Annotated in this window: 24 protein-coding genes; 10 read left to right on the top strand and 14 right to left on the bottom strand. The window is 68.2% G+C overall.

The genetic code is table 11. The features are described from left to right. The first annotated feature begins 118 nt into the window (after window positions 1-118). Window positions 119-1672: a succinic semialdehyde dehydrogenase gene (locus tag O3I_RS26210; RefSeq protein WP_014986019.1), complete on the top strand. Its 1554-nt coding sequence runs from the start codon at window positions 119-121 to the stop codon at window positions 1670-1672. Between the two features lie 98 nt (window positions 1673-1770). On the opposite strand, the gene O3I_RS26205 is transcribed toward O3I_RS26210, so the two are convergent. From O3I_RS26205 to O3I_RS26195, 3 genes are all read right to left on the bottom strand, one after another. Beyond that, the gene (locus O3I_RS26205; RefSeq protein WP_014986018.1) at window positions 1771-2166 is read right to left on the bottom strand and encodes a DUF779 domain-containing protein; all 396 of its coding nucleotides are present in this window, start codon (window positions 2164-2166) and stop codon (window positions 1771-1773) included. Further along, a complete protein-coding gene (exaC, locus tag O3I_RS26200; protein ID WP_014986017.1) occupies window positions 2166-3683 on the bottom strand; it encodes an acetaldehyde dehydrogenase ExaC in 1518 nt (505 codons plus the stop codon). Before exaC ends, O3I_RS26205 begins: the two co-directional genes overlap by 1 nt. Before the next feature lie 99 nt (window positions 3684-3782). Next, window positions 3783-5018 carry a transcriptional regulator gene (locus tag O3I_RS26195; RefSeq protein WP_014986016.1) on the bottom strand — a complete coding sequence of 412 codons (1236 nt, stop codon included), beginning with the start codon at window positions 5016-5018 and terminating at the stop codon, window positions 3783-3785. A gap of 133 nt (window positions 5019-5151) precedes the next feature. Here O3I_RS26195 and O3I_RS26190 point away from each other — a divergent pair, with 133 nt between their 5' ends. Then, window positions 5152-5574 carry an MmcQ/YjbR family DNA-binding protein gene (locus O3I_RS26190; RefSeq protein ID WP_014986015.1) on the top strand — a complete coding sequence of 141 codons (423 nt, stop codon included), beginning with the start codon at window positions 5152-5154 and terminating at the stop codon, window positions 5572-5574. Between the two features lie 7 nt (window positions 5575-5581). Here O3I_RS26190 and O3I_RS26185 read toward each other — a convergent pair whose 3' ends face one another. From O3I_RS26185 to O3I_RS45660, 4 genes are all read right to left on the bottom strand, one after another. Continuing rightward, window positions 5582-5905, bottom strand: a complete 324-nt coding sequence (locus O3I_RS26185; protein ID WP_014986014.1) for a hypothetical protein — start codon at window positions 5903-5905, stop codon at window positions 5582-5584. Window positions 5906-6048: 143 nt separating this feature from the next. Then, the gene (locus O3I_RS26180; protein WP_014986013.1) at window positions 6049-7191 is read right to left on the bottom strand and encodes an alkaline phosphatase family protein; all 1143 of its coding nucleotides are present in this window, start codon (window positions 7189-7191) and stop codon (window positions 6049-6051) included. Between the two features lie 45 nt (window positions 7192-7236). After that, window positions 7237-7545, bottom strand: a complete 309-nt coding sequence (locus tag O3I_RS26175; protein WP_029900504.1) for a nuclear transport factor 2 family protein — start codon at window positions 7543-7545, stop codon at window positions 7237-7239. A gap of 181 nt (window positions 7546-7726) precedes the next feature. Then, complete coding sequence (locus O3I_RS45660) at window positions 7727-8818, bottom strand: hypothetical protein (protein ID WP_014986011.1); 1092 nt, start codon at window positions 8816-8818, stop codon at window positions 7727-7729. Between the two features lie 472 nt (window positions 8819-9290). Between O3I_RS45660 and O3I_RS26165 the strand changes: the two genes are divergently transcribed. Further along, window positions 9291-10175 carry an LLM class F420-dependent oxidoreductase gene (locus O3I_RS26165; protein ID WP_014986010.1) on the top strand — a complete coding sequence of 295 codons (885 nt, stop codon included), beginning with the start codon at window positions 9291-9293 and terminating at the stop codon, window positions 10173-10175. A 78-nt stretch (window positions 10176-10253) separates the two neighbouring features. Here O3I_RS26165 and O3I_RS26160 read toward each other — a convergent pair whose 3' ends face one another. Continuing rightward, window positions 10254-10661 (bottom strand): hypothetical protein, encoded by a 408-nt coding sequence (locus tag O3I_RS26160; protein ID WP_014986009.1) that lies wholly within the window; start codon window positions 10659-10661, stop codon window positions 10254-10256. Beyond that, the gene (locus tag O3I_RS26155) at window positions 10658-10945 is read right to left on the bottom strand and encodes a hypothetical protein (protein ID WP_014986008.1); all 288 of its coding nucleotides are present in this window, start codon (window positions 10943-10945) and stop codon (window positions 10658-10660) included. The genes O3I_RS26160 and O3I_RS26155 overlap by 4 nt, the downstream gene beginning before the upstream one ends. A gap of 194 nt (window positions 10946-11139) precedes the next feature. Between O3I_RS26155 and O3I_RS26150 the strand changes: the two genes are divergently transcribed. Beyond that, window positions 11140-13422: an ATP-binding cassette domain-containing protein gene (locus O3I_RS26150; protein ID WP_014986007.1), complete on the top strand. Its 2283-nt coding sequence runs from the start codon at window positions 11140-11142 to the stop codon at window positions 13420-13422. 37 nt (window positions 13423-13459) lie between these two features. Here the strand turns inward: O3I_RS26150 and O3I_RS26145 are convergent, their stop codons facing one another. Beyond that, the gene (locus O3I_RS26145) at window positions 13460-14308 is read right to left on the bottom strand and encodes a helix-turn-helix transcriptional regulator (protein ID WP_014986006.1); all 849 of its coding nucleotides are present in this window, start codon (window positions 14306-14308) and stop codon (window positions 13460-13462) included. Window positions 14309-14408: 100 nt separating this feature from the next. Between O3I_RS26145 and O3I_RS26140 the strand changes: the two genes are divergently transcribed. Then, window positions 14409-15128, top strand: coding sequence for an SDR family NAD(P)-dependent oxidoreductase (locus tag O3I_RS26140; RefSeq protein ID WP_041562881.1), 720 nt, complete (start codon window positions 14409-14411; stop codon window positions 15126-15128). Between the two features lie 16 nt (window positions 15129-15144). On the opposite strand, the gene fabG is transcribed toward O3I_RS26140, so the two are convergent. Together fabG and O3I_RS26130 are read right to left on the bottom strand one after the other, a co-directional pair. Continuing rightward, window positions 15145-15939: a 3-oxoacyl-ACP reductase FabG gene (fabG, locus tag O3I_RS26135; RefSeq protein WP_051066762.1), complete on the bottom strand. Its 795-nt coding sequence runs from the start codon at window positions 15937-15939 to the stop codon at window positions 15145-15147. Then, the gene (locus O3I_RS26130; RefSeq protein WP_041564386.1) at window positions 15915-16520 is read right to left on the bottom strand and encodes an HAD family hydrolase; all 606 of its coding nucleotides are present in this window, start codon (window positions 16518-16520) and stop codon (window positions 15915-15917) included. Before O3I_RS26130 ends, fabG begins: the two co-directional genes overlap by 25 nt. Window positions 16521-16663: 143 nt before the next feature. On the opposite strand from O3I_RS26130, the gene O3I_RS26125 reads away from it, so the two are divergent. The 4 genes from O3I_RS26125 (at window position 16664) to O3I_RS26110 (ending at window position 19872) form a co-directional block, all read left to right on the top strand. Next, window positions 16664-17542, top strand: a complete 879-nt coding sequence (locus O3I_RS26125; RefSeq protein ID WP_014986002.1) for a siderophore-interacting protein — start codon at window positions 16664-16666, stop codon at window positions 17540-17542. Window positions 17543-17601: 59 nt separating this feature from the next. Further along, window positions 17602-18051, top strand: a complete 450-nt coding sequence (locus O3I_RS26120; RefSeq protein WP_014986001.1) for an SRPBCC family protein — start codon at window positions 17602-17604, stop codon at window positions 18049-18051. Window positions 18052-18558: 507 nt separating this feature from the next. After that, complete coding sequence (locus O3I_RS45655; RefSeq protein WP_014986000.1) at window positions 18559-19026, top strand: SRPBCC family protein; 468 nt, start codon at window positions 18559-18561, stop codon at window positions 19024-19026. Between the two features lie 267 nt (window positions 19027-19293). Further along, window positions 19294-19872, top strand: coding sequence for an EF-hand domain-containing protein (locus O3I_RS26110; RefSeq protein ID WP_014985999.1), 579 nt, complete (start codon window positions 19294-19296; stop codon window positions 19870-19872). Here the strand turns inward: O3I_RS26110 and O3I_RS26105 are convergent. Next, on the bottom strand, window positions 19869-20810 hold the full coding sequence (locus tag O3I_RS26105; RefSeq protein WP_014985998.1) for an Lrp/AsnC family transcriptional regulator: 942 nt from the start codon (window positions 20808-20810) through the stop codon (window positions 19869-19871). The genes O3I_RS26110 and O3I_RS26105 overlap by 4 nt on opposite strands. 85 nt (window positions 20811-20895) lie before the next feature. Here O3I_RS26105 and O3I_RS26100 point away from each other — a divergent pair, with 85 nt between their 5' ends. Further along, window positions 20896-21768 carry a VOC family protein gene (locus O3I_RS26100; protein ID WP_202804878.1) on the top strand — a complete coding sequence of 291 codons (873 nt, stop codon included), beginning with the start codon at window positions 20896-20898 and terminating at the stop codon, window positions 21766-21768. A 162-nt stretch (window positions 21769-21930) separates the two neighbouring features. Here O3I_RS26100 and O3I_RS26095 read toward each other — a convergent pair whose 3' ends face one another. Next, the gene (locus O3I_RS26095) at window positions 21931-22341 is read right to left on the bottom strand and encodes a YybH family protein (protein WP_041564385.1); all 411 of its coding nucleotides are present in this window, start codon (window positions 22339-22341) and stop codon (window positions 21931-21933) included. Window positions 22342-22427 lie beyond the last annotated feature (86 nt).

Here is a 22427-nt window from a genome sequence, read left to right as displayed (position 1 = left end):
GATCTGTCCCGCTTCGGCGGCAATGACCGCTGTCGCGGTACTGCGGGGTCCGCGCACGGCGTAGATTGTGTGTACCTCGCGGTAACACGAGATCGCATCGACTACGTAGGAGGCCACGATGCCCGCGCCGGAAGCCGCCGTCTTCGACCGTCTGAGCGGGCTCGCCGCGATCGACAATCCGGACGAGCGTGCGCGTAAGACGATCGCCGAGACGTTCAGCGGTAAGCCGCTCGGCAGCGTGCCGGTCGGCACCGCCGACGACGTGGCGGCCGCGTTCGAGAAGGCCAGAGCCGCGCAGACGCGCTGGGCGGCGCGTTCGGCCGCCGATCGCGCCGCGGTGCTGGAACGCTACCGCGCGCTCGTGGTGAAGCACCGCGAATTCCTGATGGACGTGGTGCAGGCCGAGACCGGCAAGGCCCGCTGGGCGGCGCAGGAAGAGATCATGGGCCTGATGTTCGCGGCCCGCTACTTCGCCAAGGCCGCACCCGGCCTGCTCGGCGCGCACAGCGTGCCCGGCGCGTTCCCGGTGCTGAATCGCACGTCGGTGCGCCATCAGCCCAAGGGCGTCGTCGGTGTGGTTGCGCCGTGGAACTACCCGATGCTGCTGTCCATCGGCGATTCGATCCCCGCGCTCATCGCGGGCAACGCCGTGGTGGTCAAGCCGGACAGCCAGACCCCGTTCTCCTCGCTGGCCAACGCCGAGCTGCTCTACCGCGCCGGCCTGCCACGGGACCTGCTCGCGGTGGTCCCGGGACCGGGCACCGTGGTCGGCACCGCGATCGTGGACAGCTGCGACTACCTGATGTTCACCGGTTCCTCCGCGACCGGCCGCACCCTGGCCGAACAGTGCGGACGCAGGCTCATCGGCTTCTCCGCCGAACTCGGCGGCAAGAACCCGATGATCGTGGCGCAGGGCGCGAACCTGGACAAGGTCGCCAAGGCGGCGGTGCGGGCCTGTTTCTCCAACGCGGGCCAGCTGTGTATCTCGATCGAACGGCTCTACGTGGAACGGTCGATCGCCGACGAGTTCACCGAGAAGTTCGTCGCCGCCGTCGAGGCGGCGAAACTCGGTGCGGCCTACGACTATTCGGCCGATATCGGCTCGCTCATCTCCGAGGCCCAGCTGGAGACGGTGACCAAGCATGTCGCCGACGCCACGTCCAAGGGCGCGAAGGTGCTCGCCGGTGGCAAGGCCCGGCCGGACCTGGGCCCGCTCTTCTACGAGCCGACCGTCCTCGCCGAGGTCACCGACGAGATGGAATGCGGCCGCAACGAGACGTTCGGCCCGCTGGTCTCGATCTATCCGGTCGACAGTGTCGCCGACGCGATCCGGCTCGCCAACGACACCGAATACGGCCTGAACGCCAGTGTCTGGGCCGCGAACAAGTCCGCGGGGGAGCGGATCGCCGAGCAGTTGCACGCCGGGACCGTCTGCGTGGACGAGGGTTACGCTCCCGCGTGGGGCAGCACCGCCGCGCCGATGGGCGGCATGGGCATCTCCGGCGTCGGGCGCAGGCACGGCCCGGACGGACTGCTCAAGTTCACCGAGCCGCAGACCGTCGTCGTCACCCGGTTCCTGAATCTCGATGCGCCCCCGCTGGTTTCGCAGGACAAGTGGCAGCGGTTCCTGATGTCGGTCGCGCGCAGCCTGCGGTTCCTGCCCGGACGCTGATCAGCGCCCGCCAGGTGGTCGTGCGCCACCTGGCGGACACTGCCGCCGGGCCTCGCCCGCGCCGGTCGACGCGAACGGGGTCCGCAGGCCCGGAGGTCCTAGGTCATCCGATCGGCCCCGGTGCGCGGCGGCGGCAAGGTCGCCACCTCCGCATCGGTGAGCAGTCGGGATCGGATGCGGAAGCGCACGTCGTCGGGCGCCTCCAGGGGGAAGCCGCTACCGCGTCCGCTCACCACGTCCACCGTCAGGTGCGTGTGCTTCCACACCTCGTATTGTTCGGCGCACATCCAGAATTCGGTGTGCCAGGGCAGGTAGCCGAGCAGCACGTCGGCACTGCCGACCCGGCATTCGCGCACCGGGAACCAGCGTGGCGAGGCGGCGTCGCCGTAGTCGTCGCACTGGTGCAACAGCACGGCACCGTGGTAGTCGATCAACTGCCGCAACACATTTCGTGCCCGGTCCGTGATGGCGACCCGCTGCGCTCGCTGCTGCATCAGAAGAACCCCTGCTTGTTGGGCGCATAGCTGACCAGCAGATTCTTGGTCTGCTGGTAGTGATTCAGCACCATCTTGTGGTTCTCCCGGCCGATGCCGGACTTCTTGTAGCCGCCGAACGCGGCGTGCGCGGGGTAGGCGTGATAGCAGTTGGTCCACACCCGGCCCGCCTTGATCGCGCGGCCCATCCGGAACGCGGTGCTGCCGTCCCGGGTCCAGACGCCGGCCCCGAGACCGTAGAGCGTGTCGTTGGCGATGCGCACCGCTTCCTCGACGGTGTCGAACCGGGTCACCGCGACCACGGGTCCGAAGATCTCCTCCTGGAACACGCGCATGGTGTTGCTGCCGGCCAAGATCGTGGGTTGGATGTAGTACCCGCCGGGCAGCCCATCCACCTTGCGGGCCTCCCCGCCCGTCAGCACCCGAGCGCCCTCCTGTCGTCCGATGTCGATGTAGGACAGAATCTTTTCGTACTGATCGGGCCCGGCCTGGGCGCCGATCATGGTGCGCTCGTCGAGCGGGTCACCGCCCACGATCGCGTCGGTGCGCTCGATACAACGGGCCAGGAACTCGTCGTAGATCGAGGAGTGGATCAGCGCGCGCGACGGGCAGGTGCACACCTCGCCCTGGTTGAACGCGAACATCGTGAAGCCTTCGATCGCCTTGTCCAGATATTCGTCGTCGGCGGCGAGCACGTCGGGCAGAAAGATGTTGGGGCTCTTGCCGCCCAGCTCGAGCGTCACCGGCACGATGTTCTCGCTGGCGTACTGCAGAACAAGCCGCCCGGTGGTGGTTTCGCCGGTGAACGCCAGCTTCGCCACCCGGGGACTGGCGGCCAGCGGCTTGCCCGCCTCCACGCCGAAACCGTTGACCACGTTGAGGACTCCGGGCGGTAGCAGATCGGCGATCAGCTCGACCACGAGCAGGATCGAAACCGGGGTCTGTTCCGCGGGTTTGAGCACGATGCAGTTGCCCGCGGCGAGGGCGGGCGCGATCTTCCACGCGGCCATCAGGATCGGGAAGTTCCACGGAATGATCTGGCCCACCACACCGACCGGTTCGTGGAAGTGGTAAGCGACTGTGTCGCCGTCGATCTCGGCGATGCTGCCCTCCTGGGCCCGGATCGCGCCCGCGAAGTAGCGGAAGTGATCGACCGCCAAAGGCAGGTCGGCGGCCAGGGATTCGCGGATCGGCTTGCCGTTGTCCCAGGTCTCGGCCACCGCGAGCCGCTCGCGGTGCGCATCGATGCGCTCCGCGATCCGCAACAGGATGTTCGCCCGCTCGGTCGCCGAGGTGAGCGCCCAGCGCTCGGCGGCGGCGTGCGCGGCCTCCAGCGCCATATCGATATCGGCGGCACTGGATCGTGCCACGGCACAGAAGTTTTCGCCGTCCACGGGGGAGGGGTTGTCGAAATACCGTCCCGTCATGGGCGGCGCCCAGTCACCGGCGATGAAATTGTCGTAACGGCCGGCGAAACTGACGATGCTGGTGTCGGACCCCGGTCTCGCGTAGATCATGCACTCGCTCCTCGCAGAATCACTGTGGTCGGGTCACTATGACCCGCCAAGGTTGGTGCGAGGTTGGTGTGACCGACGCGCGTGCAACTGCACGTGCATTCAGGAGCGCAAGGCAGTGTGCAACCGGGCGGCGACCACGGCGCGGCGCACGTCGTCGAGGGGCAGCAGTCGCAGCGCGTGCTCGTGCACCGCGATATCGCCGGGCGCGCGCTCGCCGAAGGTGACCGCGTGTTCGGCGCGATCGCTGGCCAAGACCGCATTGCGCACGCCGACATCGAGATAGGAGCGCCACTGCACCACGCCGGGCGTGTCCGAACCGGGCAGCAGTGGGCCGCGATAGAGCCACACCGCGGAGGTGGTGTCGCCCGCCGCCACGGCGGCCAGCAAGTCGACCGCATCGCAGGCCACCGGCCCGGTCAGCAGGTAGCGGCGGTTGGTGATCTCGCCGCCGGTGGCGCGGCGCAGATGCGACACATCGGCCTTGAGCGTGCTGGCGGAGACCGTCCGGTCGCCGTACACGGCGGCGTGCAGCTGCTCGGGCGTGAACCCGTCGGGCTCGAGCGCGAGCAGCGCCAGGATCTCCAGCTGACGCGGTGGCAGCGGGACCGGCCTGCCGTCGCGCATCAGCCGTGCGGTGCCCAGACATTCGAGCCGGACGCCCGGCGTCGGCGTGGGCTCGGCGGCGCGCAGCATCGTCTCCACGGCGGTGACCAGCGCCCGCACCGAGGTCAGCACCAGCGGGTGCGAGCGATCCCAGGAGCTGGACAGGTCGAGCACACCGAGCTGCCTGCCGTCGGGCGCGTGGATCGGCGCCGAGTAGCACACCCAGCCGTGCAGCGCGGCGATCAGATGCTCGGCGGAGAACACCGAGCAGGGGCGGTCGTCGTGCAGGGCCAGCGATAAACCGTTGGTGCCCATATTGCTTTCGTTCCAGCACCCGCCGGGCGCGAAGTTCACCTGCTCGGCCTGCTTGCGCAGCGAACGATCGCCCGCCGACCACAGGATCGTGCCCGCCTCGTCGGTGACCACGGCGAGATAGCCTGCGTCCTCGGCGATTCCGCGTAGTTCACCGGACAGTTCGGTGATCGGCGTGCGCAGCGGGGATTCCGACCAGAGGTCGGCGACGTCGTCCAGGCCGGGGGCGACCGTGCGACCCGGATCCACCGTGTGCAGCGAGCGCTGCCAGGATTGGGCCACGTCGGTGCGGAGCAGGGTGGGCCGCGACCGCGGTGGCGTGGCGGTATTCGGAGCCGTAGCCCAGCGCTCCCATTCCTTTTCCAGTTCGGCCCGCCGCTGGGTCAGGGTGCGGAACTGTGCCACCTCGAAGAACCCCATCGTCGTGTGAGCTCACATTCGCTCTCTCATTCTGGCGTATGCAAGACGGCGGTGGGAGGGTTTGCCGACATACCGAACGGTCCTTGCGGCGTATCTCCGTGTCGCACCCGGCGTGGCGGACTACCCTCGGAGGATGGCGACCGTTTCACGGCGGGCCCAGCTGGCCGACGTGCACGAACTGGCTTCCGGCATGCCGTATGTGACACGCATCGATGGCCCGCGGGGCAACCCGATCTATCAGGTGGGCGGGAAATCGTTCGTGTTCTTCCGGACACCGCGCCCCGACGCCTTCGACCCCGGCAGCGGCGAACGCTACACCGACGTCATCGTCTTCTGGGTGTCCTCGGAATCGGAGAAGCAGGCGCTGGTGCAGGATCCGCGATTACCGTTCTTCACCACCGCTCACTTCAACGGCCACCCCTCGGTGCTGGTGCGCGGCAGCCGGATCGGCGAACTCACGCATCAGGAACTGGCCGAGGCGATCCAGGACGCGTGGCTCGCCCGGGCCTCCGGCAGGCGGGCGGCCGACTGGCTGGCCGCCAACCCGCCGGTCTAGGTCTGGCTTACTTGTTGAGGAAGATGCCTGCCACGTCGGCGTTCTTGATCGGCGTGTCGGCGTTGCGCTGACCACCGCACAGCAGGTCGACCGAGACCATCGTGGCGTCCACCACGGTGCCCGCGGGTTCGTGGTCGTCGTTGGTCTGCTGCTTGACGAACTTGGTGATCGTGACGCGCTTCTTGTCCTGGTCCTGCTGGACGTAGTCGCTGCACTTGGTGTCACCGCCCTTGTTGACGGCGCGTTCCACGTCACTGCAGCCGGCGAGCATCAGTGCGACCGCCGCGATCGCGAGGCCGGCCTGCCCGGTCCGGGACAGCGTGCCGTTCATGTGCTCCTCCTGAATACTTCGTCGCCGCGGCCGTCCGCGGCGATCGTCACCACCCTAGAGCCCACCCCGCGCGCCGCATGGCGGGCGCGCGGGCGAGTCAGGGAACCGGTGGCGGTCCGGCTCCCCGCCCCTGCTGTACCCCGTCAGGCGCGAAAGATGCGCAACGGGATCTCGAGTTCGGCGGGGGTGAGCGAGCCGTGGTGGCCGACCATCATCGACTGCAGCGGCTCGGCGCCGCTGCGGATGATGCCGCCGGTGCCGCGCGGCGCCACGACCACCTCGCCGATGCGCTCGGCGACCCGCGGCGACACGATCGGGCCGAACCACCCGCGGTCGATCACCTCGGTGCGGGGCAGCACCGCGTAGTCCGGGCCGAGGATCTCCGTCCAGGCGGCCGCGACGTCTCCGGCCGCGCCCGGTTCGGTGTACACGTGCCGGGCGCGCGGTTCCCCGCCCAATTGCCGCACGCCCGCGCGGAGCCCGTCGTGCTCGTCGAAATCGATGCGCTCACCGAGTTCGACCATGCCGTGATCGGCGGTGACGAACAGCGCGGCGTCACGCGGCAGCCGTTCGGCGATATCCGCGGCGATCCGGTCGACATGGGCCAGCTCCAGCAGCCACGCGTCCGAGGACGGCCCGCGCACGTGCCCGGTGGTGTCCAGATCGCCGTAGTAGGCGTAGACCAGCGTGCGATCGCCCGCGCGCAGGCTGAGGCCGACGCCGTCCACCAGATCGCCGACCGAGAACGCGGGACGAAACGCGCACCCGCGCAACACCGCTCGGGTGAGGCCCGAACCGTTCTGGTAATTCGGCGCCACCTGTGTGACCACGATGCCCTGCGCGGCCGCGCGTTCGAAAACCGTTGCGGTGGGCTGGAAATCCTCCGGCACCAGCTCGTTCAGCAGATCGACGCGCGCACCCTCGCCGTGCAGCCGCCAGCGCAGCGAGTTCACCAGCCGATCCTGCTCGGGCACCCGCATCAGATAACCGACGATGCCGTGCTCACCCGGCGGCACACCGACGCCGAGCGAACTCAGGCTGGTCGCCGTGGTGCTCGGGAAGCCGGTGGTGAGCGCGACCGACGGCAGGCCCGACAAGAACGGCGCCACACCGGGATTCGCGGCCAGCGCGGCGGCGCCGAGCCCGTCGATCAACAGGACGCATACCCGGTCGGCGGCGATATCGAGGCCGAGCCGGTCGCGCTCGTCCGGCAAGCCGAAACCGGCGAGCAGCGAAGGGAACAGGTCGGCGAGGGAGCCCGTACCGTAACGGGGCGCAGCGAACACGATCGTCAGGATGTCAAGCCCGGTGCGGTGCGGGCAAGGGCGGGGTCAGGCCTGGCCCGTCTCGAACCGGCTGACCTTGCCGTCGCGCACGGTGAACCGCCAGCTGGTGCGCATCGAACCCCAGCGCGAATTGGTGTAATCGGCAACCAGTTCGGTGCCGCCGTCGTCCACCGACTCCACCTGCATCCGCGCGTTGCTGCCGAAGACCTCCGAGTCGGTCCACTGGCCGATATTGCGTTCCACGCCGTCGTCGGACATGGTCGCGTCGTCGGTGAGCGCCGCGAAGAACCGATCCTGGTCGTTGGCGTTGAGCGCGTCCACGAATTCCTGCACCACGGGATCTAGCTGAGTCATCCGGTTACCCCTCTCGGATCAGGTGACAGCACATGAGCGAACGTAATGAGCGAATCATGTCCCAGTGCGCCGTGCGCATGGCGGAACCGAGCGCAGCGAGGTGAAGCCATGAGCAGCAGGGCGGCAAACCTCCGGCGTCCACTCTAGGGCAGAACCGGTAGCCGTGCCGGGACGGCGCTCGTCACGGTGTGGGGAGGTGGAATTCGGTACGCAGCGCGTCGAACAGTTCGGGGTAGTCCATGCCGTAGGTGGTCGCGGCGGCCCGCACCGCACAGCAGGCGGCTTTGAGCGGGTCGTCGATATCGGTCGCGGCGGAATACGCCCAAACAGCTTTGTGCTGCTGGATCTGCTCGGTGTTGCCGGGGAGACCGGACACGATCGTGACCGGGATCTCGGGGTCGGTGTCGATCCGCGTCACTATTTGGGAGCCGTTGCCGAAATCCGGCGGTGCCGCCGCATGGTCCCCGGCGTCCAGCGCGGCGAGACCGGCCCGGAAATCGGCGAATTCCGTCAGTCCCGCGCGTTCGAATGCGCGATGCACGCACCAGCGGGCCAGCTCCCGCTGCCGTGCGGGGGACAGCGCCACGATGCCGTCGACCAGATCTCGGTCCAGACCGGAGAGGACCTGTGCGTCGTAATTGCCGAAACCTGCCGTGAGCACATGTGCGGGTGGTCGCCCGCCCCACGTCGCCACCCGCTCGTGAAAAGCCTTGACATCCGGGTGATCGTGCGGGACCCGCTGCACGAGGCCGTCGGCGTCGCGGATGTAGGACCGGTCGTAATCGGGTATCGGCAGCGCTTTCGCCGGTGCCGAATACGCGGTATCGGTCTTGTGCAGTTGCCGAATTCCGTTGTCTGCCTCGGTAGTCGGCCACAGCACGAGCCGATAGGTCTCGGGCGGTTCGGCCACCTCCAGATCCCAGTTGTCGTCACGGCCCCGGGCGTAGGCGCGAATCCGGTACCGCCCCGGCGGTATCGGCTCGAAGCCGGGCACCACCTCGCCGTCCAACCGCAGTACCCGCAGTTCTCCGGCGGATTCGAGCCCGGCCTCCTCGACGGCCTCCCATTCGGCGAGGTCGTTGTCCTCGGGTGCGGCGTCGGTGGTCACCACCGTGACACTCACCGGCCCGTAGGCGATTCCGGTCAGCACGGTCACGAATCCTGGGCCCGGACACAACAGGGTGCCCTCGTCCCGGGTGTCGAGTGTGTCGGCGTCGACCGCCCCCACACTGAACTGATGGTGGTCGACCTGAACCGGCGCCACACCCGCCATGGTTGTGTTCCTTTCGTCAGCGATCGTCGTTTGTCTCGCGGCTCGAGGTCAGCCCTTCACGTAGAACGTGTCGCCCTCGAGCACCCGGTTCTTGGTGAAGAACCAGGTCGTGATGCCGCCGCCACGCCCGTTCTGTCTACCGTTGATGAAGCACATGCTGATTCCCGTCGCGGCGTGCGTCGGCACGGCGGCGCGCCCGCGGCTGCGCCGGGCAACGTGACCACCACCGCGGTCGCGGCGGCAAGTACGGTCATGCCCAAGGCGATTCGATGTCTGATCCGGCGATTTCGGGCATGCGGCCCTACATGAGAATTCATGAACCCCTCCTGCTCCCCATCGGCCGGGTAGAACTCCGGCGCATCCAGAAGTTGATCACGGACCGGCGCGAACTGTCATCGACTGGGGACTGGGGAGCAAGTGGAGGGCAGAGCCTGTGGAAAACGGGAAACGGGGGGCTGGTAGACAGGGGATCGTGACGGCGCAGCGGGCTTTTCGATTCGGTGTGAACATGGTGGCTCCGGATTCGCGGGCCCTGTGGATCGAGAAGTGCCGCAGGGCCGAGGAACTGGGGTTCGACGTGATCGGGGTGGCCGATCATCTGGGCTGCCCGGCGCCGTTTCCGTCGATGGTCCTGGCCGCCGAGTCGACCGAACGGGTGCGGGTGAACACGTTCGTGTTGAACACCTCGTTCTACAATCCGGTATTGCTGGCGCGCGATATCGCGGGCGCGGATCAGCTCACCGACGGGCGGGTGGAGATCGGGCTCGGTGCCGGTTATGTGCAGACCGAATTCGAGTCCGCGGGAATCCCTTTCGAGTCCGGTGGCAAGCGGGTGGCACACCTGGAGCGGACGGTCAGCACGCTACGGACCCTGTTCTCCGATCCCGAATATCAGCCGCGCCCAGCGCAACCGGCGGGCCCGCCGCTGCTGATCGCCGGCTGGGGCGACCGGCTGCTGCGCCTGGCCGCCGAAAGCGCCGATATCATCGCCTTTCCCGGCGCGTCCGCGACCGAGCACGGCGGCCCCTTGCATCTGGCCGGGTTGGCCGAGATCGGCGAACGGGTCGAGTATGTCCGTGGACTGCTCGGGAAGCGTTCGGACAGTGTGGAATTCAATCTGCTCGTGCAGCGGGTGGTGCCGCCGGAGGAGCGGGTTGCCGTGCTCGAGCTGTTCGGTCCCGCCCTGCCCGAAGATGTCGCCGATCGCCCGGAAGAGCTGCCCACCTTGCTGATCGGCACGCCCGACGAGATCGCCGACCGCGTCCGGGCGCACCGCGACCGCTACGGCTTCAGCTACATCACCGTGCTCGAGCACAGCATGGAACAGTTCGCCCCGGTAATCGACCTGCTGCGCTAGACGCACCGCTTCTGTGTTCGCGCACCGGCTATGGCGTGGCACAGCGGGTGCGGGAACGCAGAACTGGTGCGCGAAACCCTAGGGGAGCAGGTCGATGATGACCCGGGGGTCCAGTTGGCGGAGTTTCTTGGGACGCGCTGTGAGACAAGGCCAGTCGCGAGCCACCGCCTCGGCGGCGGCATGCCCGGCGGGTAGCAGGAGTTCGGCGTCGGGGTTACCGGCGAAGGCGGCGCCGAGTCGTTCGGACGCGCCGCGGTCCAGGGCGGTGATGATGGTGTGCGGCAGTTCCAGCAGCACGTCGAGGATGTCGAGGCGGTGCGGCGAGATGTGCGCGCGGGCGGCCGCCAGTGCGGTGGCGGGGACGACGATGGTGTTGTTCGCGCCGACCGTCGCCCAGACCACGGCCTGGGCGTAGTTGGCTTGGTTGGCCCAGCTGACGACGGCTGCGGTATCGAAGACGACACCGCCCAGGGCGGGGGTTTTCACGCGGCGCCGAGGTGTGGCCCGCCTGCCTCCTCCTCGGATAACGGCGGTAACCCTTGAATGGCGCGGGCGCGGTTGATCAGCTCCAGCGGCGGTCTGCCGCCGAACACCTCTTCGAGCTTGGCCAGCGACTCGGCCGTGCCGAGCCGCGCGAACACCGATTCGGCGACGAACGCCGCCACCGACTCGATCCGCCCTTCGGCGCGCCAGCGTTCGAGGGTACTGACCAGTTCCTCGGGCAACGTGACGGTCACCTTCCGGGTGCGATGCGCGCGAGGCTGGCCCATTCTGGAACCTTATCCCGAGATCGTTCTGGACGGGAAGGGTCCGGCGGGGGCGGCCGGGGCGGAAGTTCGCGCGCGGGAGCATCTTTCACGGCCGGTGCGGAGAGCAGAGCACCCGCCCGAATGGGCGTGAATTAATGTGATCTGCGTCACATCGCCGTGGGTATTTTGTCGGTGTCGAGTGGCATGGTGTTCGTATGCCTTTCGCCGAAACCGCTCCCGGCACCGATGTCATCCGGCTGCTCGGAGCCAGTGAGCACAACCTGCGCAATGTGTCGCTGGACATCCCCAAGAACAAGATCACCGTTTTCACCGGGGTATCCGGTTCCGGCAAGTCGTCGATCGTGTTCGACACCATCGCCGTGGAATCGCAACGGCAGCTCTACGCGACGTTCCCCGCGTTCATCCTCAACTTCCTGCCGCGCTACGAGCGCCCGCACGCGGAGGCGATGGAGAACCTCACCGCACCGGTGATCATCGACCAGCAACCGGTGGGCGGCGGCCCGCGCTCGACGGTCGGCACGATGACCGACATCTTCTCCATGGTGCGCGCCATGTTCGCCCGCTTCGGCGCCCCCTCGGCCGGATTCGTCTACCACTACTCGTTCAACGTGCCGCAGGGCATGTGCCCGGACTGCGACGGCCTCGGCGTCTCGGTGCGGGTCGACCCGGACCGGCTGCTGGACCGCACCAAATCACTCAACGAGGGCGCGATCCTGTTGCCCGGCTACGGCGTCGGCAGCGGCGACTGGCAGCTGTACGGCAATTCGGGGCGCTTCGATCTGGACAAGAAGATCGCCGATTACACCGAGGCCGAATTCACGGATCTGTTGCACGGCACCGGCGGCAAGGTGGAACTCACCTTCGCCAAGGGCACCTGGAAAGCGGACTACGAGGGCATCGCCGCCAAATTCACCCGCACCAAACTGCAACGCGACACCTCCGGCCTCAGCGAGAAGACCCGGGCCCAGATCCAGCAGTTCCTCACCGAAGGCGTCTGCGGGACCTGTCACGGCGCGCGGTTGAACGCGGCGGCGCTGGCAACGAAGATCGACGGCCGCAACATCGCCGACTGGGCCGCGCTGCAGATCACCGATCTGATGGCCGTGCTGGACGAGATCACCGACCCGGCCGCGGTCGGGCTGGCCGCCGCGATCCGCACCGCGCTGCAGCGGGTGGCCGATATCGGGCTGGGCTACCTGAGCCTGGACCGGCCGACCTCGACGCTGTCCGGCGGCGAAGGGCAGCGGCTCAAGATGATCAAGCACCTGTCGAGCACGTTGATCGGCATGACCTACATCTTCGACGAGCCGAGCGTCGGACTGCATCCGCGCGACGTGGGGCGGTTGAACGATCTGCTGAAGGCTTTGCGGGACAAGGGGAATACGGTGCTCGTGGTCGAGCACGATCCCGACGTGATCCAGATCGCCGACCATATCGTGGATGTCGGTCCGCGGGCGGGCCTGCACGGCGGCCGGGTGGTGTTCGAGGGCAGCTTCGAGGAACTGCGCGCGGCCGATACACCGACCGGCGCCGGGCTGCGCCGTCCGTTCACGGTGCGGCAGGACTTCCGGAAGGCCAAGGGGGAGTTGCTGATCGAGCACGCCTCCGTACACAACCTGAAGGACGTGACCGTCGGCATCCCGACCGGCGTGCTGACCTCGATCACGGGCGTGGCGGGTTCCGGCAAGAGCAGCCTGATCCGGGACGTCTTCGTGGTCGAGCATCCGGAGGTGATCTTCGTCGACCAGTCGGCCATCGGTGCGTCGTCGCGCTCCACTCCCGCAACGTATCTGGGGTTGATGGACCCGATCCGCAAGTTGTTCGCCAAGGCGACGGGGGAGTCGCCGGGGTTGTTCAGCTTCAACTCGGCGGGCGCCTGCAAGCAGTGCGAGGGGCGCGGCGTGATCATCACCGAGATCGCCTACATGGATCCGGTGACCACGCACTGCGATGCCTGCGACGGGCGGCGCTTCTCCGACGACGTGCTCGCACTCACCTTGCGCGGCAAGTCGATCGCCGACGTGCTGGAGCTGACGGCAGAGGAAGCGCTGGCGTTCTTCCCGGAGAAGGCGCTGAACGCCAAGCTGCGCACCATGAACGAGGTCGGCTTGGACTACCTGAGCCTCGGCCAGGCGATGAGCACCCTGTCCGGCGGCGAGCGGCAGCGCATCAAACTCGCCACCCAGCTGGGCAATACCGGCAGCGTCTACGTGCTCGACGAACCCACCACCGGCCTGCACATGTCCGATGTCGACACCCTGCTCGCCCTGCTCGACGGCTTGGTCGAGCGCGGCAACACCGTGGTCGTCATCGAACACAACCTCGACGTCGTCGCCCACTCCGACTGGGTGATCGACCTGGGCCCCGACGGCGGCAAGGCCGGCGGCGAGGTCGTCTTCACCGGCACCCCCGCCGAACTTCTCGCCGACCCCCGTTCACTCACCGGCGAATACCTGCGCCGGTACAAGGCCGCCTAGGTCTTCGGGGCCGCACCATCGATCCGTGTCCGGCGGTTCAGCGGTGCTCGCTGAACTGCTGGGTGCCGGTGACGCGGAGTAGGTCGAGGGCGGAGGCGGCGGGGGTGTTCGGTTCGGCGGAATAGACGACCACGGTTTGGTCGGCGTCGGGGACCAGGAGGGTGTCGCATTCGACAACGAGGGGGCCGAGTTCGGGGTGATCGATGGTTTTGGTGGCAGTGCGCCACGGGCTGGACGGCCGTTCGCGCCAGAGCTGCTCGAACTCCGCACTGCGCGTGCGGAGTTCGGTGATCAGGCGATCGAGCTCCGGATCGGTCGGGTATCGGGCTTTCGCGCTGCGCAGGGTGCCGACGCCGTACGCGCCGAGCATGCGGACCTCGTCGGGGGTATGCCGGACTCGGCTCACCGCGGTGCCGAGGAAGCACTGCCAGATCATGTTGCGTTGCGGGACCGGCCACGCGGAGAAGTCGCCGAGCAGTGCGGTGGCCATCGAATTCCAGGCCAGCACATCGCTTTTCGCGGACATCACCAGCGCGGGCAAATCGGACATCCGGTCCAGCAGTCGTAAAACGCTGGGCCGCACCACCATCGCGATATGGCATACCTGCGGCGGAGCGGCCCCGCCGAGTTGGAACAGCAGGTTGCGATCGTTGTCGTTCAGCCGCAACGCGCGCGCCAGCGCGGCCAGCACCGCGGTGGACGGGTGCGGGCCACGGCCCTGCTCGAGCCGCACCACGTAGTCGACGCTGATACCTGCCAACTGCGCCACTTCCTCGCGGCGCAAGCCGGGCACCTGGCGCCGCAGACCGGCGGGCAGGCCGACATCGCGCGGCTGTGTCCGGCTGCGGGCCTGCCGGAGCAGGGCGGCGAGTTCGGTGCGGTCCATCGTTCGATCATCCCGCACCCGGCGCGGCCGGGGGTGGTACCGCTGATCCCATGACGAACCCGCCCTGTGCAGGCGGGGTGCGGGTGCCGAAGCTGAACGTATGACGACAACGACAACGGCTCTGGTGACCGGAGCGAACAAGGGCCTCGGCCGGGAGACCGTCCGCAGGCTGGGCGAATTGGGCTGGCAGGTGTTCCTCGGCGCACGGGACGCCGCGCGCGGCAAGCAGTCGGCGGCGGAACTGGCCGAACAAGGGTTGAACGTCGAGTTCGTGCAGCTGGATGTCACGTCGGCCGCCTCGATCGCGGCGGCGGTCACCGCGGTGCGGGAGCGGACGCAGGCACTGGACGTGCTGATCAACAACGCGGGTATCCCCGGCAACTTCCGGGCACCGGAGGAAACGCAGGCCGAGGATCTGCGTCCGGTCTTCGAAACCAATGTGTTCGCACCGGTCCAGGTGACCCACGCGTTCCTGCCGCTGCTGCGCGCGGCGGCGCACCCGCGTGTCGTGATGGTGTCGAGCGGTATGGGCTCGCTGGCCGTCACCTCCGACCCGGAGCGCCTGGAGTCGTCGCTGCCGAACCTGAACTACAGCCCGTCGAAGGCGGCGCTCAACATGATCATGTCGCAATACTCGCGGGCACTGCCCGAGATTCGCTTCAATGCGGCCGATCCCGGTTACACCGCAACGGATTTCAACAACAACGGCGGCTATCAGACCGTCACCGAGGGCACCGACGCCATCGTCGAACTGGCCACCGCGGGACCGGACGGCCCCACCGGTGGGTATTTCGATCGGCAGGGCCGGCTGCCCTGGTGACGTCGCGGCCGCGCGCCTACCTCGCGCCGCCGTTGACGTAGAGTGTCTGGCCACTGACATAGGACGCTTCGTCGCTGGCGAGGAACGCGATGACCGCGGCGACCTCGGCGGGCTGCCCGACCCGGCCGAGCGGGGTGCGTTCGGCGACCGACTGCTGATGTTCCTCGGCCGACATACCGACGCGGTTCGCGGTCGCGGCGGTCATCGCGGTGGCGATATAGCCGGGCGCGACGGCGTTGACGTTGATGTTGTACGGCCCGAGTTCGATGGCGAGGGTGGCGGTCAGGCCCTGGATGCCGGCCTTGGCGGCGGCGTAATTGGCCTGGCCGCGATTGCCGAGCGCGGACCGGCTGGACAGCGACACGATCTTCCCGTAGCGCTGCGCCACCATGTATTTCTGCGCGACCTGCGCGCAGTGGTACGCACCGGTGAGGTTCACCGCGAGCACCGCGTTCCAGTCGTCCTCGGCCAGCCGGAAGAACAGGTCGTCGCGGGTGATGCCCGCGTTGTTGATCAGGATCTGCGGACTGCCGAGATCGGTGACGATCTGGTCGAAGACCGACTGGACCGACGCGCGGTCGGTGACGTCGCAGACGTAGCCGCGGGCGGTACCGCCCGCGCGCGTGATCTGTTCGAGGGTGTCCTCGGGGGCGTTGCGGTCCAGCACGGCGACCGCGGCGCCCTCGATCGCCAGCTGTAGCGCGGTGGCCGCGCCGATGCCCTGCGCCGCACCCGTCACCACGGCGACCTTGTCGGTGAACCGGTCCTGCACTGCGTTCTCCTCTCTCAAAATGATTGTTCGGCAAGCCATTCGGGAAACTCGGTGAGATCGGTGAGGACGACGTCGGCCCCCGCGGCCCGCAGTTCGGCGGCGTCGCACGGACCGGTGGTGACCCCGACCGCGAGCACTCCCGCGGCCTGCGCCCCGCGCATATCGCCGGCGTGATCGCCGACGAAAAGGTGGGCACCTTCCTCGCGCAGCACGCTCGCCTTGCCCGCGGACCACAGGTCGCCCGCGAGATGGTCTATCCGCCAACCGAGTTCGTCGATGTGCAACTGGGCGAGCGGGCCGTGCTTGCCGGTGACGACGAGCACCCGCCCGCCGCGCGCGTCGACCGCCGCCAGCGCGGCGTCGGCCCCGGGCATGGCGGGGATGCTCGACACGATCGACGGATACAGTTCGCGGTATCGGGTCACCAGGGCCGGGACGAGTTCCTCGGGTGCGCCGGCCTCGGCGAGCAGGGTGGCCAGTGGCGGGCCGAGTCGATCCGCGAAATCGGCGCCGCGCAGCGGCACGTCGAATTCCGCCGCGAGAAGGTCGACGGCCCGGCCGACTCCCGGCCGCGAATCGATCAGCGTCATATCGAGGTCGAAGCCCACCGTCCAGGTCACCACCCGACCCTAACGGGCCGTACCGAACGCCCGCACCCGAGCATCGGGCGGCCCCTGGATCGGGCCGTGTGGCTCGGCGACTGGGGGCTCGATCTGGCGCGGCCCCCTCGCGCGGGGGGTGGCGCTCAGGTTAGCCTAACCTTATGGCAACCACGACGCGCACGAACCGCCCGACCATGGCCTACGCGACGCTACAGGTCAGCCGGGTGGCTCAACTGACACCGCACATGGTCCGCATCACGCTCACCGGACAGGACCCGGACGCGCTGATCAACGTCGGGCCCGATCAGTACACCAAGGTCTTCTTCCCGCTGCCGGGCCAGCGGCGGCCCGTCGTCCCGCCCCCGCTCGACAGCGCCGATCAGGCGATGAGCTGGTACCACCGGTATCTCGCCATGCCCGACGCGATCCGGCCGCCGATGCGCACCTATACGGTGCGTGCGCAACGACCCGAACTCGGTGAACTCGATATCGACTTCGTCCTGCACGCCGAACACGCTGGGCCCGCGTCGGATTGGGCGGCCAAGGCCGTGCCGGGCGCCGAGATCGGCATGCTGTGCCCGCCGTTCGCGCTGTACTGTCCCGAACCCGCGGTGGCGTGGCAGCTGGTGGTCGGCGACGAATCCGCGATCCCGGCAATCGGTTCCATCATCGAGGGGCTCGACCCGGGCGCGGTGCTGCGCGCGTTCATCGAGGTCTCCGGTCCGGAAGAGGAACAGCGCTTCGACACCGCGGGCGACGTGCGGATCGACTGGATCCACCGCGGCGACCATCGACCCGGTGACGCGGTGCTGGCGGCGGTGCAGGCCGCCGAGTTCCCTGGCGGCGCGCCGTATGCGTGGATTTCCGGCGAGGCGAACCTGGTCAAACTGACCCGCAGGCATCTCGTCCGGGAACGCGGCATCGACAAACACTCGATCACCTTCACCGGTTACTGGCGGGTCGGGCGCACCGAAGAGGACAACGGCCGGGAGAACGTGCGGCGGGCCGCGGCCGGGGAGCCGCTCGTCGACGAGGACTGACCGCGCACCGGCGTATGTAATGCTGGTGGCATGGTGGGATTCGTTGCGGCGGTGCGCCGGTGACCTCGGATGCGGAACTGGATCCAGCGGCGGTCGAGATCGGCAGCTTCTTTCCGGTGCCGCCGCAGGACGTGTGGCGCGCGCTGACCGAACCGGACCTCATCGAACGATGGCTACTCCGCTCGACCGGGTTCGCCGCGACCGTCGGCACTCACTTCATCTTCGAGGTTCCCGCTCGTACGCCCGGCGAGGTCGCCTGCGAGGTACTCGTCGCCGAGCCCGACGCGCAGCTGACCGTCAGCTGGGTGGACCTGCGAGCCAAATACCCGGCCCGGTGGGTCGTCGACTGGACGATCCGGCCGCAGGGTCGCGGTACCCGACTCGTGTTGACCCAGACCGGTTTCGACATCGAGAACCGCAGGCAGAAGATGGCACGCAATGCGCTGGAGCGTGGATGGCGGACCACGCTGACCCGGCTGGGCGAGGTGCTGGACGAATTGGCCGAGTGAGGGCCGAGGTAGATCGCCGGCTGTAAATGCCTGGCACGCATGTAGGTTCGTGACCACGCCTGGTTGATCCACGCGGGCAAACCGCAGGTGAAGGGTAAGCTGCTCGCGGCGCTGGCTTTTGACGTCCGACTTCGAATTGTGCTCGGAGGACTCGCGGTGCCGCCTCTGGTGGGCGGTAGCGCGTCCACGGCGTCTCCTTTCGTAATGCGCTGGGCGCAAGTGTCGCTCGGGCCGGTGTGGCAGTGGTCTTTGGCGTCGAGATCGAGCTTGGTCTTCGATCCCGGGTGGCAATGGGCGTGGCGGGTCGCGCGGCTGACTGTTTCTGGTGCGGTGCTCGACGCGGGTAAATGTCTGGCGGGCAATCGAGTTCGCGGGCGAAGATCGGCGTGGTGTTCTAGGGTCGGAGGCGGGCGGCGAGTCGAGGAGACAGCGCGTCGGCGTGCGAGCTTGCTCCGGCGTGGGAGTCGAGCCGGCACCGGGGGAGTCGGGGCGCGGCAGGAGGACAGCATGGGGCATGTCGAGCACAGCGCGGCGTGTAAAGCGCCGGTGGACTTCACCTTCACCTACGTCGCGGACTATCGCAACGTCCCGAAATGGATGTTCGGCATCCGGCACTTCACCCCGGTCGGTGACCAAACCTCCGGTGTCGGAGCGGTTTTCGACACCGCACTGCATCTCGGCCCCACCACTCTGCACCTGCGTGCCGACACCACCGAATGGATCGACGGCTCCCGGGTCACCATGCGGGCCATCAAGGGCATCGCAGGAACGATCCGCTGGGACTTCGCGGCGCTGAGCCCGGACACCACGAAGGTCAGCGCCACCGCCGACTACCGAGTCCCCGGTGGTTTCGCAGGCCGCTTCCTCGATCGAGTGATCAAGGCTTTCATCGGCCCCGCCATCCGGCATACGGAAAAGCACCTCCGCGAGCAGATCGAGACCAGTTACCGCCAGTCCCTCCCGCACCCCGACTGACCGCGCACGTCGTTTCGGCATCCCAATGATTCACGTGGAACGAAGCCTCCCGTAACTCCAAGCTCCCCAACACCTTTCATCAAGCGCAAGTCTGCATCGAGTGCGGGTTCGCAACGGATGCAACGCCTTGGACCCGCCTGCGGCGTCATCGAACTCGCCGAATCGCGACCGGCTGAGCCGCGCGGTCCCTACCATGGTTGGGGTGCGGGCATCGGCCTCGCCCGTTCCGGCTCGTCGCGTTGTCCGAGACCCAGGAGGGGATGAGTCGTGTCGGTTCCGGATTTCCTGACCGCCAAGATCGGTCACGGTTTCGATCATCTCGACGTGGACGGCGACGGCCGGCTGACCGAGCACGATCATGTGCTCTGCGGGCAGCGGGTGGCTGCGTCGCTGGGCTATCCGCCGAATTCCGCTGCGGAGCAACGCATCATCGATGCCTACCTGGCGATCTGGCGGGATCTGCACCTGCCGCACATTCCCGGTGGCGGCACCGCGATCACCAGGGAACAGTTCATCACCTCCACTCGGACCCTGGCCGAGGATCCGGCCGCAGCGGCGGCGACCGTCGGTGCGCTGGCCGAGGCGTTCCTCGCGATCGCCGACACCGACGGCAACGGCAGTGTCGATCCGGGTGAGTTCGCGGCGTTCCAGCGCGGCCACTTCCCCGGCCTGTCCGACGAAGCAGCGCACGAGGCGTTCACGCACCTCGACCGCGACGGCGACGGACGGCTCTCGGCCGCGGAATTCATCCAGGCGATCATCGAGTACTGGTCCAGCTCCGATCCGAACGCCCCGGGCAACTGGTGGATGGGCCGCCCCGACTTCGCGCACATCCCGCCGCCCTAGACAGGTGGCGCGGTGCGCTTGAAATAGCCGTCGATGGGAGCGATTTCGAGGTGCTGCACGCCGGGGAGTGCGCCGAGGCGGTCGGTGGTGTAGCCGAAGAGGTCGTCGACGGTGCGGCATACCGCGATGACGAGCAGGTTGGCGCTGCCGGTGGTGGCGGCGACGAACGCGGCTTCGGGGTCGGCGGCGATCGTTTGCGCGACGGCGGCGAGCTGCCCCGGGGTGACGGTCAGCCAGAGCGCGCACTGGACGGTGAATCCGAAGAGCAGTGGGTCTGTTTCGACGTCGAAGCGGATCAGCCGGGTGCGTCGCAACTCATCCAGCCTGCGCCGGACCGCGGATTCGGACCAGCCGACCGCGCGGGCGAGGCTGGGGTAGGGGGCGCGGCCGTCGACGGCCAGGACGGGGACCAGGCGGCGATCGAGTTCGGTCATGATCGGTGGCGTCGATTCCGCTGCCGGTCCGCGCAGCGCCGCGACCTGTTCGGCCGACAACACCGAGGTCCGCCCCGACCAACGGCGGTTCATGAAATGCCGCAATAGGCGATGTGCTTGTACTGCAAGCACTTTCGGATTCCGGGCCAGCTCTGCGAGCGGCGCCTCGTCCGGGGTCCGGAACAAGCAGGTGATCTCGGTGCCGCTGGATACGACCGTCACCCACGCGGTATCGGGCCGACACGCGAGCACCCGGGCGAGTCCGGCGGTGCCGTCCGGCCGCATCTGCACGCGAACGACCCACTCCGCGCGACCGGTACGCCGCTCGTCCCACGCGCCGGTGATGCGCAGCGCGCCCGCTCCGCGCAACCGGTTATAGCGGCGTGCGACGGTCCGTTCGGCGACGTCGAGCACCGCACCGATCCGGCTGAACGGCGCGCGACCATCCACCTGGAGTGCGTGCAGCAGCCCGCGGTCGATGTCGTCGAGGGTGACCGGATCCACCTGATCAGGGTAGGGCAGTGCCGGATTCCGGCATCGTGCCCCGGGTTTCGGGACTCTTGGTCGGCGGCCGATGATCATCGTCGGCGTGAGCACTATCGACGTCATCCACCACACCGGCATCCTGACCCGCGACCTCGACGGACTCGTCGACCGCTACACCGCACTCGGGTTCACGTTGAGTCCACGCTCCCGGCATCTGCTCAGCGCGGGTCCGGGTGCGCCACTGGTTGAAAGCAGCACCGCCAATCAGTGCGCGCTGTTCGGCAATTCCTATCTCGAATTGCTCGGGATCGTGTCCGAGACCGCGCCCGACCCGTGGCATGCGCGAGCCATGGCAGACCAGTACGAAGGGCTGCGCATCCTGAACCTGGGGACCGACGACGCCTACGGTGCGCAACGGCGGCTGACTGACGCCGGTCTGGCCGCTTCCGGCGTGCTGGAGCTCGAACGCGGCGTCGACACCGCCGACGGTATCCGCACTTTGCGTGCCCGCGCGGTGCACATCGATCCCCGGACCACTCCGGAGGCGCTGCTCGGCATCGCCCAGCACCTCACCCGCGAATACGTGCTGCAACCCAGGTATCTCACGCACCCGAACGGAGCGCGCGACATCACGGCCGTCCTCATCGTGGTCGCCGACGCAGAGTTCGACGCGGTCGTCGACCGGTACCGCCGCATCGTCGAGGTGCGCCCACAGCACCTGGATCATCGCACCGTCCTGGAACTGCCTGCCGCCCGACTGGAATTCGTCCGCGCCACCGCCGCCGCGGATCTCCTGCCCGGCGAACCGGCCCCGGCCGCGTCCTACCTCGCGGCCCTCACCATCACAGTCGATGACACGGACCGCGCCCGCGCCGTCATCGATGCCGCGACCGTGCCCACCCGCGACACCCCCACGGGCTTCGCCGTCTCGTCCCGAGACGCCCTCGGCCCCACCCTGTTTTTCGCCGCCCCCTGAACTGGCCGTCCCGTCGCAACACTCACAGACGATCCATACGGTTCACAGGGACTGTATGCCCTGTGAGCCGTATGAACGCTCTGTGAGTCCCCGCCTATCTGTCGCTTGGTCCACCGTGGGTCAGGGCACGCGGGGGCGAGGACCGTCCGCCCCCAACCACTTTCAGACCGGGGGCAGGGTGCTGTCAGGGAACGAGTGGTGTTCGTGGGTGACGGTCCAGCGGTCGTTCTCTTTACGCAGACCCAGCGTCAGGCGGAGGCGGCGGGCGGGGTTCTCGGCGAATTCCTCCGGGGTGCCGCACAGGAGCAGGGCGTGCGCGAAGGCGACGTCGGCGCCCGCGGTGATGTCGAGGGAGACGATCTCGAAGGTCGCGCCCTGGGCCTGCCATTCGAAGAAGCCGGGCCAGGCCGCGCGGTAGGCGTCGATACCGCGCAGCCCTTCGTCCGGCGGCGGGACGTCGAACATGACGATGTCGGGTGCGTGATCGGCGAGGACGGTGTCCAGGTCGCCGGCGTGCACGGCCGCGGCCCACCGCTCGATCAAGACCCGGATCTGCTTCTCGTCGTCCGACATCGTCAGTCGTCCCTTCGTCTGGGCCTCACCGGCACCGATCGGCATCTGTGAGCCTGCCGAAAACGCGCATGCGACGCAATGGATTC

It is taken from the genome of Nocardia brasiliensis ATCC 700358, assembly GCF_000250675.2.
Classification (GTDB): domain Bacteria; phylum Actinomycetota; class Actinomycetes; order Mycobacteriales; family Mycobacteriaceae; genus Nocardia; species Nocardia brasiliensis_B.
Note: the sequence above shows the minus strand (reverse complement) of the source record. Positions and strands in the feature narration are given on the sequence as shown.

Coding starts and splice junctions, on each gene's coding strand:
- O3I_RS26150 (WP_014986007.1), top strand. CDS start 11,140: ATGCCTTTCGCCGAAACCGCTCCCGGCACCGATGTCATCCGGCTGCTC.
- O3I_RS45655 (WP_014986000.1), top strand. CDS start 18,559: ATGGGGCATGTCGAGCACAGCGCGGCGTGTAAAGCGCCGGTGGACTTC.
- exaC (WP_014986017.1), bottom strand. CDS start 3,683: ATGATCTACGCGAGACCGGGGTCCGACACCAGCATCGTCAGTTTCGCC.
- fabG (WP_051066762.1), bottom strand. CDS start 15,939: ATGGCTTGCCGAACAATCATTTTGAGAGAGGAGAACGCAGTGCAGGAC.
- O3I_RS26125 (WP_014986002.1), top strand. CDS start 16,664: ATGGCAACCACGACGCGCACGAACCGCCCGACCATGGCCTACGCGACG.
- O3I_RS26190 (WP_014986015.1), top strand. CDS start 5,152: ATGGCGACCGTTTCACGGCGGGCCCAGCTGGCCGACGTGCACGAACTG.
- O3I_RS26210 (WP_014986019.1), top strand. CDS start 119: ATGCCCGCGCCGGAAGCCGCCGTCTTCGACCGTCTGAGCGGGCTCGCC.
- O3I_RS45660 (WP_014986011.1), bottom strand. CDS start 8,818: ATGGCGGGTGTGGCGCCGGTTCAGGTCGACCACCATCAGTTCAGTGTG.
- O3I_RS26205 (WP_014986018.1), bottom strand. CDS start 2,166: ATGCAGCAGCGAGCGCAGCGGGTCGCCATCACGGACCGGGCACGAAAT.
- O3I_RS26195 (WP_014986016.1), bottom strand. CDS start 5,018: ATGGGGTTCTTCGAGGTGGCACAGTTCCGCACCCTGACCCAGCGGCGG.
- O3I_RS26145 (WP_014986006.1), bottom strand. CDS start 14,308: ATGGACCGCACCGAACTCGCCGCCCTGCTCCGGCAGGCCCGCAGCCGG.
- O3I_RS26095 (WP_041564385.1), bottom strand. CDS start 22,341: ATGTCGGACGACGAGAAGCAGATCCGGGTCTTGATCGAGCGGTGGGCC.
- O3I_RS26175 (WP_029900504.1), bottom strand. CDS start 7,545: ATGACTCAGCTAGATCCCGTGGTGCAGGAATTCGTGGACGCGCTCAAC.
- O3I_RS26155 (WP_014986008.1), bottom strand. CDS start 10,945: ATGGGCCAGCCTCGCGCGCATCGCACCCGGAAGGTGACCGTCACGTTG.
- O3I_RS26140 (WP_041562881.1), top strand. CDS start 14,409: ATGACGACAACGACAACGGCTCTGGTGACCGGAGCGAACAAGGGCCTC.
- O3I_RS26185 (WP_014986014.1), bottom strand. CDS start 5,905: ATGAACGGCACGCTGTCCCGGACCGGGCAGGCCGGCCTCGCGATCGCG.